The following is a 13,893-nucleotide window of genomic DNA, read 5'->3' on the forward strand; positions in this document are numbered from 1 at the left end:
CAAATGCCGGTGGCCTTCACTTCAATCAGCACTTCGCCCGCGCGCGGGCCCTCCAGATCGACCTCCTCGATCGTCAACGGTTTGCCCGCTTCCCAGGCGATGGCGGCGCGTGTTTTCATCGGTATCTGTCCTCGGCGTCATTGATCAAAAATTCAACCATACACCAGATGCCTGGCCATGCGCATGCGTGGTTCGATTTCGTGACGCACACTGAACGAACTTTGTCGCATGGAAAAACAACAGGGCCGCGCCACCGGCACGGCCCTGGGCTCTCCAGGCGCGGAATCAGCGCTTATACAGATCCCACGCTTGGCGCCACACAAGCCCTTGGCCCGGCTCGTAGAAACGTGCCGACTTGCTGCACCAGCCGGTGAACGGCCATGGCTTGCATTGATACAGCCTGGCGTCGCGACCGCGAACGACGTCGCCAGCCTGGTAGGCAGTCCCTTCCTTATAGGCCGGATACTGCTGCCCCTGGTCAGCGCCCTGCTCGACCGTCAGCATGTGCTCGGCGTGCGCCTCGATGCTGTTATCCCAGCCTTCCTTGGTCGCCACGGCGGTCATGAGCACTTTGTGCTGGCCCACTGCCTTCGGAGTGAATTGCCACGCCTTGTCGCGCGTGCCGGTCCCTGTGGCCACTTCATTGCCCGTTGCATCGAGCACGCGCCACTGGAAGGTCAGCGCGAAATCCATGACGTCACGCACTCGCCCGCCAAGGGTGACGGTCTCGCCAGTCTTGGCCTTGGCAGGCGCGCGCACGGCCGCCAGCCGCTTATCGACCCGGAATGCATGCACGGTTGAGTCGCTTGCGCCGGTGCGGCGGTCCGACACGGTAAGCTTGAACTTGAAGGTGCCGTCCTGCAGACCGCCGGGCACCGTGAAGGTGGTGCGCGCGCTGCGCGTATCGGCGATCGTCAGCGTTTGCGGACCATCGATCTGCTCCCACAGATACTGCGCGGTGCCGCACTGGGCCACCTTGCCCTCGAGCGGAACTTGCACGTCGCGGCGATAACCACCATCCATCCGCTGCGGCGAAGTCACCGCTGCCTTGATCCCGGAAATGTCGCACTTCCTCGACAGATCGTAGCGAATATCGCTGTCGCGATTCTCCCAGATCGGCTCGACCAAAGGCGTCAGTTGCAGCGACTCGATTTGCTGACGCGTCTGGGGATCGATAAACACTCCCCATTTTTCAAAGAACGGCAGCAGGTTGTAGCCGGAGTGCACGCTGGCTTGATGCATGAAAAGTTGCAGCATCTCCTTGACCTGGCCATAGGGGTCCGTTGGCAGTTTCACACCTTTTGCAGCCATGTCACGGTAGGCGGTGCCAATGTCGGCCAGCAATTGTTTGCCGAAGGTCAAATGCAGTTGCCATGCCATTGCGGCCTGAAAGTGGGGCGTCAGGCGATCGAAATCACGTTTTTCGCTGGCGAAATAGCGCTTCAAGCTTTCCCAGGTGCCTTGAATTTCATAGCGCGATGGCTGGCCGAGCCATTGCTGCAGGTATAGCGCGCCGAGATCATCGACGTCATAGGCCGCGCCGCGCCACTTCATTGGCTTGGGCATGTATTGATGCCCAAGCGCCCCCCAGATGGTCCACGCACTGCGCGTGAGCGCATCCCTGGCAATCATGCGCGCCGCGCCATCGTCGGTATACAGGCGGACGCCCTCCATCACGATGACATCGTGGCCCTGCCTGGTGCCGTTATATGCGTCGACGATGCGCATCGGTCGCGGATCCAGCCGGTGAGGTGGGGTTTTATCGGCGCCAACGCCGTATAGCGTTTGCACGCCGGGCACGATCCGGTCCCAGGTGCGCAGCAGCTCCGAAGGGTCGGCCAGTTGCCTGGCATGCGACGCACGAACGGTAATGGCCACGTGCTGCCCCACCAGTTCGACATACTGCGCATCGGCATAAGTCGCCAGCATCTCCTGCCATTGCGCATTGGTGTGCTTGCCCAACACGAAGTGCGGCAAGGCGCGGCCTCCTTCGCGCAGGGTCACCGTCATTGGGTGCCTGGTCGGCGCGTGTTCATAAACGATATTGACGATGCCGTCTTTCTCCACGGCGATACGGTTTTCTCCCTTGAGCAGTTTGATTTTCTGCGCATAGTGATAGTGCTCGGTATTGTCGGTGGGATGAAGAATCCACACTTCCAGAGGCACGCCCGGTGCAACGCCGGCGTCGTCAAAATCGATCACCATGGTGTCGCCCGCCTTGACCCAGTAGCCCGTGGTTTGAAACGGGTTGCGCGAGTGCGAGGTCAGGTCGGCGTCGCGCATGGCGCCTTCGGACTCATATTGCTTCACTTCAATGTGGCGCGCGGGCACGATGCTGCCGGCCCGCTCGGCCGCACTGCCGGACCCGCCATGCATGCCGGCGGTGGATTGCTCCGCCGCCGAGGCGGGTGTGGCGCCTAGAACGGCGGCGGCCACTAATGCGGCGACGCCGACACGCGCCCAATGTGCACGGTAAACTTGACTTGCTTTCATAAACGTTCAGTTTCCTTTCGAGAGATAAATCACGACCGCCCTATCGGCCGCAACTCACCTCGAATTTTTCGCTCTCCGATACGAAACCCCCAGACGACTTCCGGCATTCGCGCGGCCGAAAGTGCCGGCCAGGACGTCAGAAATCTCGCGGAAACAGAGGAGTTTTCCTGCCCGACGACGGCGTCGGATGGCCGGCACGGGGTGCGCCAGCGATGCCGGGCCGGTACAATTGGGGGATTCAAGCCCCGTGAGGATCCGACGATGAATGCCCTCGAAGTGCGCAACTATTTGCTGGGTTTGCAGGAGCAGATCGTGTCCACCCTGTCCCGCCTGGACGGCACGCCGTTCGTGCAGGACGACTGGCAGCGCCCGGCCGACGGCGCGTTGCGCGGCGACGGCAAGACCCGGGTGCTGGAGAATGGCAAGCTATTCGAGCGGGCCGGCGTGAATTTCTCTCATGTGCAGGGAGATCGCCTGCCGCCGTCGGCCAGCGCGGCTCGGCCGGAGCTGGCCGGACGCGGCTTCGAGGCGCTCGGCGTGTCGCTCGTGCTGCATCCGCGCAATCCCTATTGCCCGACCGTGCATATGAATGTGCGCATGCTGGTCGCCACGCAGGACGGGCAGACGCCGGTTTTCTGGTTCGGTGGCGGTATGGACCTGACGCCGTACTATGGGTTCGAGGAGGACTGCCGCCATTTCCACCTGACTTGCAAGGTCGCGCTCGACCCGTTCGGCACCGAACTCTATCCGCGCTTCAAGCAGTGGTGCGACGAATATTTCTTTCTCAAGCACCGCAATGAACCGCGTGGCATCGGAGGTATTTTCTTCGACGACCACTGCACGCCTGATTTCGCCCGGAGTTTTGCCATGGTGCAGAGCGTGGGCAATGCTTTCCTGCAGGCGTATCTGCCGATCATCGAGCGCCGCAAGGCGATGGCGTACGGCGAGCGCGAGCGCGACTTCCAGGCTTTCCGGCGCGGCCGCTATGTCGAATTCAATCTTGTCTACGATCGCGGCACGCTGTTCGGCCTGCAGTCGGGCGGGCGCACCGAGTCGATCCTGGTGTCGATGCCGCCCGTCGTAAAATGGCGTTATGACTGGCAGCCGATTCCCGGTTCGCTCGAAGCCAAGCTCTACACCGACTATCTGATCCACCGCGAGTGGGTATAAACGTCGCCCTTCCAGCAACTCATCACGGCCATGCCATTGCAGCAACCCCCTTCCTCGCCGATTCGCCGCATTGGCCTGCTGGGCGGCACGTTCGATCCGATCCACGCCGGCCATCTGGCGCTGGGCGAATTGTTCGCCGCGACGCTGGCGCTCGACGAGCTGATCCTGATGCCGGCCGGGCAGCAGCCGCAGAAGCATGACAGTACGCCCGCGCAGCATCGTCTGGCGATGACCCGACTGGCCGCCGCGGTGTTGGCCGAACGCCTGCGGCGCGCCTGCCTGGCAACGACGCTGCGCGTGAGCACGATGGAAATCGAGCGCGAGGGTCCGAGTTACACCATCGACACCTTGCGCGAGTTGCGCCGGCAACTCGGACCGGATGCGTCGCTGACGCTGCTGATCGGGTCCGACCAGTTGCTGCGACTGGACACCTGGCACGAATGGCAACGGCTGTTCGATACCGCGCATATCGGCGTGGCAGCGCGCCCGGGCTTCGACTGGCGCAGCGCGCCGCCGGCGGTGCGCGCGGCCATCGCCGCACGCGGTGCCGACGCCGACACGGTACAATCGAGCCCCTGCGGCCACATTTTGCTGGACGACTCGCTGGCCATCGACATTTCGGCTACCGACCTGCGCGCCGAACTCGCCAGAATGAACGATTCGCGCCGGCCAGCAGGCGCTGCCGCCGACCTGCTGGCGCCCATCCTGGATTACATCCGGGCGCACCACCTTTATCGCACCTGACCAATCATTGCCATGGATATCCGCAAACTGCAGCGCACCATCGTGGATGCGCTGGAAGACGTCAAAGCCCAGGACATCGTCGTATTCAACACCGAGCACCTGACCTCGCTGTTCGATCGCGTCATCATCGCCAGCGGCACGTCCAACCGCCAGACCAAGGCACTGGCCGCCAGCGTGCGCGACAAGGTCAAGGAAGCCGGCGGGGAGATCATCGCCATCGAGGGCGAGGACGTCGGCGAATGGGTTCTGGTCGACTGCGGCGACGCGGTTGTCCATATCATGCAGCCGACCCTGCGCCAGTATTACAACCTCGAAGAAATCTGGGGCGGCAAGCCGGTACGGCTGCGCATGGCGGCCAAGAGCGGGCCGGCCATGGCCGCCGCCGATGACGAGGAGGACGAGGCCGCCGCGGCGCCAGTCAAGGCGCGCGCGGGCCGCGCCACCGGCCGCAAGGCCTGAGCCCGCTTCGATGCGGCTGGTGATCGTAGCGGTCGGGCACAAGATGCCCGACTGGATCGAGACGGGCTTCGGCGAGTATGCCAAGCGCATGCCGCCGGAACTGCGCATCGAACTCAAGGAAATTCGCCCGGAACAGCGCTCGTCGGCCAAAACCGCGCAGACCGTGATGGCCCTCGAGCGGCAACGTATCGAAGCAGCCCTGCCGCGTGCCGGCCGGCTGATCGCGCTGGACGAGCACGGGCGCGATCTGACGACCGTGGCGCTCTCGCAGCGGCTGGAGCAATGGCAACAGGACGGTCGCGACGTCGCCTTCGTGATCGGCGGCGCCGACGGCCTGGACCCGGCGCTCAAGTCCGGCGCCGACATGCTGCTGCGCGTATCGAGCCTGACGCTGCCGCACGGCATGGTGCGCGTGCTGCTCGCCGAGCAGTTGTATCGCGCCTGGAGCATCACGGCCAATCATCCCTATCACCGCGCCTGAACAGACGCGCTGCGCCGATGCTGCCGGATCGCCCGGCACGCTATTGAAATGCCATACAAACATGGTAGGCTACGCGCGCCAACGTCCGCTGGGGCGGACGCGGTTTTCCGTTCAATCTGAGGAGATTGGGATGAAGAAAAATACACTGCGCCTGGCTTGCCTGAGCGCCGTTCTTGCTTTGGGGCTTTGCCGCACGGCAAGCGCCGTCACCGAAATTCAGTTCTGGCATTCGATGGAGTCGGCACTGGGCGATCGCGTCAACGATATCGCCAAGGAGTTCAACGCCTCGCAGACCCAATACAAGATCGTCCCGATCTACAAGGGCAACTACGAGCAAAGCATGGCGGCAGGCATTGCCGCCTATCGCGCCGGCGACCCGCCGGCCATTTTGCAGGTCTACGAAGTCGGCACCGCAACCATGATGGGCGCCGGCAAGGCGATCAAGCCGGTCTGGCAAGTCATGAAGGATGCCGGCGTGCCTTTTAACGAGAGCGCCTTCGTGCCGACGGTCGCCAGCTATTACAGCGACAGCCACAATCATTTGATCTCGATGCCGTTCAACAGCTCCACACCGGTGCTGTACTACAACAAGGATGCCTTCAAGAAGGCAGGCCTGGACCCCAACAAACCGCCGCGCACCTGGGCCGACGTGGCTGCCGACGCCGCCAGGCTCAAGGCTTCGGGCATGTCATGCGGATTCACCACCGGCTGGCAGGGTTGGGTGCAGATCGAGAATTACAGCGCCTGGCATGGCCTGCCGATCGCCACCAAAAACAACGGCTTCGACGGCACGGACGCCGTGCTCGAATTCAACGGCCCGCAGCAGGTCAAGCACATCGCCTTCCTGGCGAATATGGTCAAGCAGGGCACCTTCACCTACGTGGGACGCAAGGACGAAGCGACGTCGAAGTTCTACAGCGGCGACTGCGGCATCATGACCACCAGTTCGGGCGCGTTGGCCAACATCGAGAAATACGCCAAATTCAAATATGGCGTCGGCATGATGCCGTATGACGCGGATGTGAAGGGCGCGCCGCAAAACGCCATCATCGGCGGCGCCAGCCTGTGGGTGATGGGCGGCAAGTCGGCCAACGTCTACAAGGGTGTGGCTGAGTTCCTGCAGTTCCTGACCTCGCCCGAAGTCGCCGCGAAGTGGCATCAGGACACAGGCTACCTGCCGGTGACCAAGGCCGCTTATGAGTTGACGCAAAAGCAGGGCTATTACGCCAAGCATCCGGGCGCCGACGTGGCCATCAAGCAGATGCTCTTCAAACCGCCGCTACCGTTTACGCGCGGCCTGCGTCTGGGTAATATGCCGCAAATCCGCACGGTGGTCGACGAAGAGCTCGAAGCCGTCTGGAGCGGCAAGAAGACCGCCAAGCAGGCGCTCGACTCTGCGGTCAGCCGCGGCAATGTGCTGCTGCGGCGGTTCCAGCAGTCCGGCGGCTAAGCGCCGCCAGATCGCGATTCGGCGAATCGCGATCGACCCCTGCGGCGGGGCCGGTGGCCCCGCCGTCTCGCCCTTGAAGATCGAAGACCATGACGCAAACCTCCCGCGAGCGCCCGCGCTTTGGCACTGGTTGGCTGCCCTACGCCCTGGTGGCGCCACAGATGCTGATTACCGTGATCTTTTTCCTGTGGCCGGCTGGCGAGGCGCTGTGGCAATCGACCTCATCGCAGGATGCGTTCGGTCTTTCGACCCGGTTTGTCGGTCTGGGCAATTTCACCGCGCTATTCCACGACCCGCTTTATCTCGCCTCATTCAAGACCACCATGCTGTTCAGCGGCATGGTGACTTTTTTCGGCCTGACCATTTCGCTGCTGCTCGCGGCAATGGCCGACCGCGTCACCCGCGGCGCGCGCCTGTATCAGGCGCTGTTGATCTGGCCCTATGCAGTCGCCCCGGCGATTGCCGCGGTCATGTGGGCGTTCCTGTTCAACCCCAGCATCGGCATCGTGGCCTACGGGCTGGGCAAGCTCGGAATCGCCTGGAATCACGCGCTCAATGGCGGGCAGGCGATGTTCCTGGTGGTGCTGGCCTCGGTGTGGAAGCAGATCAGCTATAACTTCCTGTTTTTCTACGCCGGCCTGCAAGCGATTCCGCGCTCGCTGATCGAAGCCGCCGCAATCGACGGCGCCGGCCCGGTGCGCCGCTTCTTCGCCATCGCGCTGCCACTGCTCTCGCCGACCACGTTCTTCCTGCTGGTTGTGAATCTGGTCTACTCGTTCTTCGATACTTTTCCGGTGATCGATGCGGCCACCGGCGGGGGCCCCGGCCAGTCGACCGACACCCTGATCTACAAGATCTATTCCGAGGGCTTCCAGGGGCTGGACCTCGGCAGTTCTGCCGCGCAGTCGGTGATCCTGATGAGCATCGTCATCGTCCTGACGGTGATCCAGTTCCGCTTCGTCGAGCGCAAGGTGCAATACGCATGATCGAAAATCGCAAGGGGCTCGACCTGTTCTGCCACGCCATGCTGATCGCCGGCGTGCTGATGGTCCTGTTTCCGCTGTATGTGGCGTTCGTTGCTGCCACCATGAACGAGACACAGATCTTCAACGTGCCGCTGTCGCTGATTCCGAGCACGCATCTGTTGCACAATATCGCGACGGTCTGGCGGCAAGGCGCGGGCGATGCGGCCACGCCGTTCGGCATGATGCTGGGCAACAGCCTGATCATGGCGCTGACGATCACCGTCGGCAAGATATCGGTATCGATCCTGTCGGCCTATGCGATCGTCTATTTCCGATTCCCGCTGCGCAACCTGTTTTTCTGGCTGATTTTCATCACGTTGATGCTGCCGGTCGAAGTACGCATTTTCCCCACCGTGCAGGTCATCTCCGATCTGCACATGATCAACACGTATGCGGGCCTGACCGTGCCGCTGATTGCCTCGGCCACCGCCACCTTTCTGTTCCGGCAATTTTTCATGACGCTGCCCGACGAATTGATCGAAGCCGCCCGCATCGACGGGGCGGGACCGATGCGCTTCTTCTTCGACGTCGTGTTGCCGCTGTCCAAGACGAACATCGCCGCGTTGTTCGTGATCACCTTTATTTACGGCTGGAATCAGTATCTATGGCCGATCCTGGTAACCAACGTGCCCAACATGACGACTGCCGTGATCGGCATCAAGAGCATGATCGGCGGCGGCGACACGGCCACCCAATGGCAATTGGTGATGAGCGCCACGCTGCTGGCGATGCTGCCGCCGCTGCTGGTGGTGATCGTGATGCAACGCTGGTTCGTCAAGGGCCTCGTGGATACCGAAAAATGACCGCCACGCCCGCGCGCCCTGCGCCCGACTCCTTCTCGCCCGATCTCCGATAATTTCAGCGCCATGGCAAAACTCTCGCTCAGCGACGTCAAGAAATCCTACGATGGCAAGCATTTCGTGCTGCACGGCATTGATATCGCCATCGACGACGGCGAATTCGTCGTGATCGTCGGCCCGTCCGGCTGCGGCAAATCGACCCTGCTGCGCATGGTGGCCGGTCTCGAAAGCGTCAGCGCCGGCGATATTCACATTGGCGAGAAGCGGGTCAACGCGCTCGAACCGAAGGATCGTGACATCGCCATGGTGTTTCAGAACTACGCGCTGTATCCGCACATGGACGTGTTCGCCAACATGGCCTATGGCCTGAAGATCCGGCGCATGGATCCGGCCACCATCCGGCAGCGGGTCGAGAACGCCGCGCGCATCCTGGAGCTCGAGCCGCTGCTCGGACGCAAGCCGCGCGAGCTCTCGGGCGGCCAGCGCCAGCGGGTGGCAATGGGCCGCGCCATCGTGCGCGAGCCGGCCGTTTTCCTGTTCGATGAGCCGCTCTCGAATCTCGATGCCAAACTGCGCGTGCAAATGCGCCTGGAAATCAAGCGGCTGCACGCGCGGCTGGCGACCACCAGCCTGTACGTGACGCATGATCAGGTCGAGGCCATGACGCTGGCCAATCGGGTGATCGTGATGAACCAGGGACATGCCGAACAGATCGGCACCCCGGTGGAGGTCTACGAGCGCCCCGCCACGCTGTTCGTCGCGAGCTTCATCGGCTCGCCGGCGATGAATCTGCTGCGCGGGAGTGTCCAGGCCGAGGGCAAATGCTTCACCGTGGCCGGCGGCGGCCCGGCCTTGCCGCTGCCGCAACCGATGCCGGCGCTGGCCGGGCGCAACCTGGTGCTGGGCGTGCGGCCCGAGCATCTGCTGCCCGCCGGAACGACGCAACCCGGCGAGCCCGGCGCCGCACCCATCGAGTTGCCGGTCGACACATGCGAGCTGCTGGGCGCCGATAATCTCGCGCACGGCCGATGGGGCGAACAGGACGTGATCGTGCGCCTGCCCCACGAGCTGCGACCGGGTGCCGGCGAGGTGCTGCGACTGGCTCTGCCGGCGCGCAACCTGCATATTTTCGACGCCGACAGCGGCAAAAGGATCGAATCGTGAGCCAGTCCGCCCCGAACACATGGCCTTATCCGCGTATCGTCGCCCATCGCGGCGGCGGCACGCTGGCGCCGGAAAATACCCTGGCGGGGTTCGATACCGGCGCACGCCTGGGCCTGCGCATGGCCGAATGCGACGCGAAGTTGTCGGCCGACAATGTCGTCTTCCTGTTGCATGACGACACGGTGGACCGTACCAGCAATGGTCACGGCGCCGCCGCTGCCATGCCCTATCAGTCGATTGCCGCGCTCGATGCCGGCGCGTGGTTTTCACCGGCCTTCGCCGGCGAGTCCATGCCCACGCTCGAGGCGGTCGCACGGCGCTGCGCCGAGCGGCACATGGCCATCAATATCGAGATCAAGCCTTGCCCTGGCCGCGACACCGAGACCGGCCGCATCGTCGCGGGCCAGGCCGCCGTGCTTTGGCGGGATCAGACCGCGCCGCTGCTGTCGTCCTTTTCCTACGCGGCGCTGGCCGCCGCGGCCAGCGCCGCGCCCAACCTGCCGCGCGGATTGCTGTTCGAAGCGGTGCCGCCGGACTGGCGCGAGCAATGCGCGAGTCTGGCTTGCGTTTCGCTGCACGCCAGCCATCGCCACCTCAGTGCCGAGCTGGTCGCGCAAGTCAAGGCAGCCGGTTTGTATCTGCTGGCCTATACTGTCAACGAACCCGACCGCGCCCGGGAACTTGCCCGCTGGGGTGTCGATGCGATCTGCACCGATCGCATCGACCTGATCGGCGCCGATTTTCTTGCCTCATGACCGTGCCATCGATTTACCTCGCCTCGCAAAGTCCACGTCGCCAAGAGCTGCTGCGGCAGTTCGGCGTCAGCTATGAATTGCTGCTGCCCGCCAACGACGAAAACACCGAGAGCCTGGAAGCGGTCCTGCCCGGCGAGCCGCCGGACAATTATGTGCAACGGGTATGCCTGCTCAAGGCGCAGGCTGCGATCGCCCGGGCCAGTCGCCGGCAGTTGCCGCCTGCGCCGATTCTGACGGCCGACACCACGGTATGCCTGGACGGCACGATTCTGGGCAAACCCTTCGACGACGCCGACGCCCGGGCGGTGCTGGCCCGACTGTCGGGCACGCGCCACCGCGTGCTCACCGCCGTGGCCATCACCACGGACGCGCGCACGTTCCACGCGTTGAGCATCTCGCATGTCTGGTTTCGCCCGCTGCGCCAGGAAGAAATCGAGCGCTACGTGGCCAGCGGCGAGCCGATGGGCAAGGCCGGCGCCTACGGCATCCAGGGCAAGGCCGCTGAATTCATCATGCGCATCGACGGGAGCTATTCCGGTATCATGGGCTTACCCTTATATGAAACCGCCGCATTGCTGCGCCAGGTCGGCGTCGATTTCTGAACGACCCTCGATAGCCTCGGACGCTCTGGCAGGCCTCGGAAAAAAATAAAGCCCATTCAGCGCCCATCCTTTATGAACGAAGATATTCTGGTCAACATTACCCCGCAGGAGACGCGGGTGGCCCTCATGCAGTTGGGCGCGGTCCAGGAACTGCACATCGAGCGCACCTTGTCGCGCGGCCTGGTGGGCAACATTTATCTCGGCAAGGTCGCGCGCGTGCTGCCGGGCATGCAATCGGCCTTCATCGACATTGGGCTGGAGCGCGCGGCATTCCTGCATGTGGCCGACATCTGGCATCCGCGCAATGATCACGATGGCGCCAGCAACCCGCCCCAGCCGCCGATCGAAAAAATGGTCTTCGAGGGCCAGACCCTGATGGTGCAGGTCATCAAGGACCCGATCGGCACCAAGGGCGCGCGCCTGGCCACGCAAATCAGCATCGCCGGTCGCACGCTGGTGTATCTGCCGCAGGAGCCGCACATCGGCATTTCCCAGCGCATCGAGAGCGAGGCCGAACGCGAGGCCCTGCGCAGCAAGGTGCAGGGGCTGGTGCCCACCGACGAAAAAGGCGGCTTCATCGTGCGCACAATCGCCGAGGACGCGGCTGACAGCGAGCTGTCGAACGATATCGACTACCTGCGCAAGACCTGGGAGACGATTCAATGGCAAGCCACGCGCGTGCCGGCGCCGGCGCTGCTGCATCAGGATCTGAACCTTGCCCAGCGCGTGCTGCGCGATTTCGTGCACGAGGAGACCGGCAAAATCCTGGTCGATTCGCGCGAGACCTTTCAGAAATTGACCGAGTTCGCCGCCGTCTACACGCCGGCCGTGCTGAACAAGCTCTGCCACTATACCGGCGAGCGGCCGCTGTTCGATCTCTATAGTGTCGAGACCGAAATCGAGCGTGCGCTTTCGCGCCGCGTCGATCTGAAATCGGGCGGCTACCTGATGATCGATCAGACCGAAGCGATGACGACCATCGACGTCAATACCGGCGGTTACGTCGGCGCGCGCAATTTCGACGACACGATCTTCAAGACCAATCTCGAGGCGGCGCAGATGATCGCGCGCCAACTGCGGCTGCGCAATCTTGGCGGCATCATCATTCTCGACTTCATCGATATGGTCAACGCTGAGCATCGCGAGTCGGTATTGGCCGAACTGAAGAAAGCCCTGGCACGCGACCGCACGCGCATCACCGTCAATGGTTTCTCGCAACTGGGGCTGGTCGAGATGACCCGCAAGCGCACGCGCGAATCGCTCGCGCATGTGCTGTGCGAGCCGTGCCCGGTATGCGCCGGCAAGGGCCAGTTGAAAACGCCGCGTACGGTGTGCTACGACATCCTGCGCGAAATCCTGCGTGAGTCGCGCCAATTCAACCCGCGCGAATTCCGCCTCGTCGCGGCACAGACCGTGGTGGACCTTTTTCTCGAGGAAGAATCGCAGCATCTGGCGATGCTGTGCGATTTCATCGGCAAGCCCGTGTCGCTGCTGGTGGAAACAACCTTCAGCCAGGAGCAATACGACATCATCCTGATGTAGCGTTGCCGCGACCTCCCCCCAACCTTTCAATATGACTTACAGCGACAAGCAAGCCGTAGCCAGCCGGATTACCTGGGTCAGCATCTGGGTCAACATCGGACTCACGCTACTGCAATTGGTGGTCGGCACACTGGCGCGTTCCCAGGCCTTGATCGCCGACGGCGTGCATTCACTGTCGGACCTGGTGTCGGACGGCGTGGTGCTGGCAGCCAACCATGGCAGCGGTCGAGGGCCCGACGACGAGCATCCGTACGGACACAACCGCTATGAAAACGTCGCCTCGCTATTTCTCGGCGTGATTCTGCTGGTGGTCGGCGCGGGCATGCTGTGGCGCGGCGGCGAGCGGCTGCTCGACACCTCGCAGATACCCGCGGTGCACGTATCCGCACTGGTCGTCGCATTGGCGGTGCTGGTCGCCAAGGAGACCCTGTTTCGCTACATGCTGCGCGAAGCGCAGCGGGTCCGCTCGGCGATGCTGGTAGCCAACGCGTGGCATGCGCGCTCGGACGCGGCCTCGTCGCTGGTGGTGGCCATCGGCATTGCAGGCAATCTGGCGGGCTGGCGCATGCTTGACCCGATCGCCGCAGGCGTGGTTGGCATCATCGTCGGTCATATGGGCTGGCGCTTCACGTGGGACTCGCTGCAGGACCTGATCGACCGCGGCTTGAGCGAGGAGGCGATCGAGGGTATCCGTAGCCGCCTGCTTGGCACTGCCGGCGTGCATGGCATCGATGCGCTACGCACACGGAAGATGGGCGATTCGGCGGTCGTCGACGTGCACATCCTGGTCGACTCGCGAATTTCGGTCTCCGAGGGGCACTACATCGCCGAACAAGCGCGCGCCAACGTCATGCAGGATCCGCTGGTGCTCGACGTGCTGGTGCATGTCGATCCGGAAAGCGATGCGCAGGGCACCGGGGAGATCGCATTGCCCTCTCATGCGGAGCTGCTCGCCGCTGTGCAATCGTTGTGCGCGGAGCACGGCCTGTCGGTATCGGGAATCAATCCTCACTATCTCGAAGGGGCCGCGGAGCTCGACATCTATCTCGGCGCCAGTGCCCGCTTCCCGTCGCCGGCCGTGTGCAGCGCCATCAGCGAGGCGCTGCAGGAACGCTTCGGACTGCGCGGCGTGCGGGTGTTCGCGCGGGTTGCGGGTCAATTACCAACGCAAGTCACGTCGGGCTGAACCGCAGCCTGCCCCGCACTGA

Annotated in this window: 13 protein-coding genes and 1 pseudogene; 12 read left to right on the forward strand and 2 right to left on the reverse strand. The window is 63.3% G+C overall.

What is annotated here, in order from left to right; genetic code table 11:
• Together EPN80_RS06100 and EPN80_RS06105 are read right to left on the reverse strand one after the other, a co-directional pair.
• A pseudogene (locus tag EPN80_RS06100) lies at positions 1-119 on the reverse strand (S-(hydroxymethyl)glutathione dehydrogenase); the annotation flags it as partial.
• A gap of 166 nt (positions 120-285) precedes the next feature.
• Complete coding sequence (locus EPN80_RS06105; protein WP_293024822.1) at positions 286-2,493, reverse strand: M60 family metallopeptidase; 2,208 nt, start codon at positions 2,491-2,493, stop codon at positions 286-288.
• A gap of 261 nt (positions 2,494-2,754) precedes the next feature.
• On the opposite strand from EPN80_RS06105, the gene hemF reads away from it, so the two are divergent.
• The 12 genes from hemF (at position 2,755) to EPN80_RS06165 (ending at position 13,871) form a co-directional block, all read left to right on the forward strand.
• A complete protein-coding gene (gene hemF, locus EPN80_RS06110) occupies positions 2,755-3,663 on the forward strand; it encodes an oxygen-dependent coproporphyrinogen oxidase (RefSeq protein WP_293024823.1) in 909 nt (302 codons plus the stop codon).
• 30 nt (positions 3,664-3,693) lie between these two features.
• Complete coding sequence (locus EPN80_RS06115; RefSeq protein WP_293024825.1) at positions 3,694-4,407, forward strand: nicotinate-nucleotide adenylyltransferase; 714 nt, start codon at positions 3,694-3,696, stop codon at positions 4,405-4,407.
• Between the two features lie 12 nt (positions 4,408-4,419).
• Positions 4,420-4,866, forward strand: coding sequence for a ribosome silencing factor (rsfS, locus tag EPN80_RS06120; protein ID WP_293024828.1), 447 nt, complete (start codon positions 4,420-4,422; stop codon positions 4,864-4,866).
• Between the two features lie 10 nt (positions 4,867-4,876).
• Complete coding sequence (gene rlmH / locus EPN80_RS06125; protein WP_293024830.1) at positions 4,877-5,347, forward strand: 23S rRNA (pseudouridine(1915)-N(3))-methyltransferase RlmH; 471 nt, start codon at positions 4,877-4,879, stop codon at positions 5,345-5,347.
• Between the two features lie 130 nt (positions 5,348-5,477).
• A complete protein-coding gene (ugpB, locus tag EPN80_RS06130) occupies positions 5,478-6,797 on the forward strand; it encodes a sn-glycerol-3-phosphate ABC transporter substrate-binding protein UgpB (RefSeq protein ID WP_293024832.1) in 1,320 nt (439 codons plus the stop codon).
• An 89-nt stretch (positions 6,798-6,886) separates the two neighbouring features.
• Positions 6,887-7,783 carry a sn-glycerol-3-phosphate ABC transporter permease UgpA gene (gene ugpA, locus EPN80_RS06135; RefSeq protein WP_293024833.1) on the forward strand — a complete coding sequence of 299 codons (897 nt, stop codon included), beginning with the start codon at positions 6,887-6,889 and terminating at the stop codon, positions 7,781-7,783.
• Positions 7,780-8,625 (forward strand): sn-glycerol-3-phosphate ABC transporter permease UgpE, encoded by an 846-nt coding sequence (gene ugpE, locus EPN80_RS06140; protein WP_293024835.1) that lies wholly within the window; start codon positions 7,780-7,782, stop codon positions 8,623-8,625. The genes ugpA and ugpE overlap by 4 nt, the downstream gene beginning before the upstream one ends.
• A gap of 63 nt (positions 8,626-8,688) precedes the next feature.
• Positions 8,689-9,786: a sn-glycerol-3-phosphate import ATP-binding protein UgpC gene (locus EPN80_RS06145; RefSeq protein WP_293024837.1), complete on the forward strand. Its 1,098-nt coding sequence runs from the start codon at positions 8,689-8,691 to the stop codon at positions 9,784-9,786.
• Complete coding sequence (ugpQ, locus tag EPN80_RS06150; RefSeq protein WP_293024839.1) at positions 9,783-10,541, forward strand: glycerophosphodiester phosphodiesterase; 759 nt, start codon at positions 9,783-9,785, stop codon at positions 10,539-10,541. Before EPN80_RS06145 ends, ugpQ begins: the two co-directional genes overlap by 4 nt.
• On the forward strand, positions 10,538-11,143 hold the full coding sequence (locus tag EPN80_RS06155) for a nucleoside triphosphate pyrophosphatase (RefSeq protein ID WP_293024841.1): 606 nt from the start codon (positions 10,538-10,540) through the stop codon (positions 11,141-11,143). Before ugpQ ends, EPN80_RS06155 begins: the two co-directional genes overlap by 4 nt.
• A 72-nt stretch (positions 11,144-11,215) precedes the next feature.
• Entirely contained in the window at positions 11,216-12,685 is a 1,470-nt protein-coding gene (gene rng / locus EPN80_RS06160) for a ribonuclease G (protein WP_293024843.1), read from the forward strand.
• Between the two features lie 31 nt (positions 12,686-12,716).
• The gene (locus EPN80_RS06165) at positions 12,717-13,871 is read left to right on the forward strand and encodes a cation diffusion facilitator family transporter (protein WP_293024845.1); all 1,155 of its coding nucleotides are present in this window, start codon (positions 12,717-12,719) and stop codon (positions 13,869-13,871) included.
• The last annotated feature ends 22 nt before the right edge of the window (positions 13,872-13,893 follow it).

Source organism: Pandoraea sp. (genome assembly GCF_004297875.1).
In the GTDB taxonomy this organism is placed as follows: domain Bacteria; phylum Pseudomonadota; class Gammaproteobacteria; order Burkholderiales; family Burkholderiaceae; genus Pandoraea.

Coding starts and splice junctions, on each gene's coding strand:
- EPN80_RS06105 (WP_293024822.1), bottom strand. CDS start 2,493: ATGAAAGCAAGTCAAGTTTACCGTGCACATTGGGCGCGTGTCGGCGTC.
- hemF (WP_293024823.1), top strand. CDS start 2,755: ATGAATGCCCTCGAAGTGCGCAACTATTTGCTGGGTTTGCAGGAGCAG.
- EPN80_RS06115 (WP_293024825.1), top strand. CDS start 3,694: ATGCCATTGCAGCAACCCCCTTCCTCGCCGATTCGCCGCATTGGCCTG.
- rsfS (WP_293024828.1), top strand. CDS start 4,420: ATGGATATCCGCAAACTGCAGCGCACCATCGTGGATGCGCTGGAAGAC.
- rlmH (WP_293024830.1), top strand. CDS start 4,877: ATGCGGCTGGTGATCGTAGCGGTCGGGCACAAGATGCCCGACTGGATC.
- ugpB (WP_293024832.1), top strand. CDS start 5,478: ATGAAGAAAAATACACTGCGCCTGGCTTGCCTGAGCGCCGTTCTTGCT.
- ugpA (WP_293024833.1), top strand. CDS start 6,887: ATGACGCAAACCTCCCGCGAGCGCCCGCGCTTTGGCACTGGTTGGCTG.
- ugpE (WP_293024835.1), top strand. CDS start 7,780: ATGATCGAAAATCGCAAGGGGCTCGACCTGTTCTGCCACGCCATGCTG.
- EPN80_RS06145 (WP_293024837.1), top strand. CDS start 8,689: ATGGCAAAACTCTCGCTCAGCGACGTCAAGAAATCCTACGATGGCAAG.
- EPN80_RS06155 (WP_293024841.1), top strand. CDS start 10,538: ATGACCGTGCCATCGATTTACCTCGCCTCGCAAAGTCCACGTCGCCAA.
- rng (WP_293024843.1), top strand. CDS start 11,216: ATGAACGAAGATATTCTGGTCAACATTACCCCGCAGGAGACGCGGGTG.
- EPN80_RS06165 (WP_293024845.1), top strand. CDS start 12,717: ATGACTTACAGCGACAAGCAAGCCGTAGCCAGCCGGATTACCTGGGTC.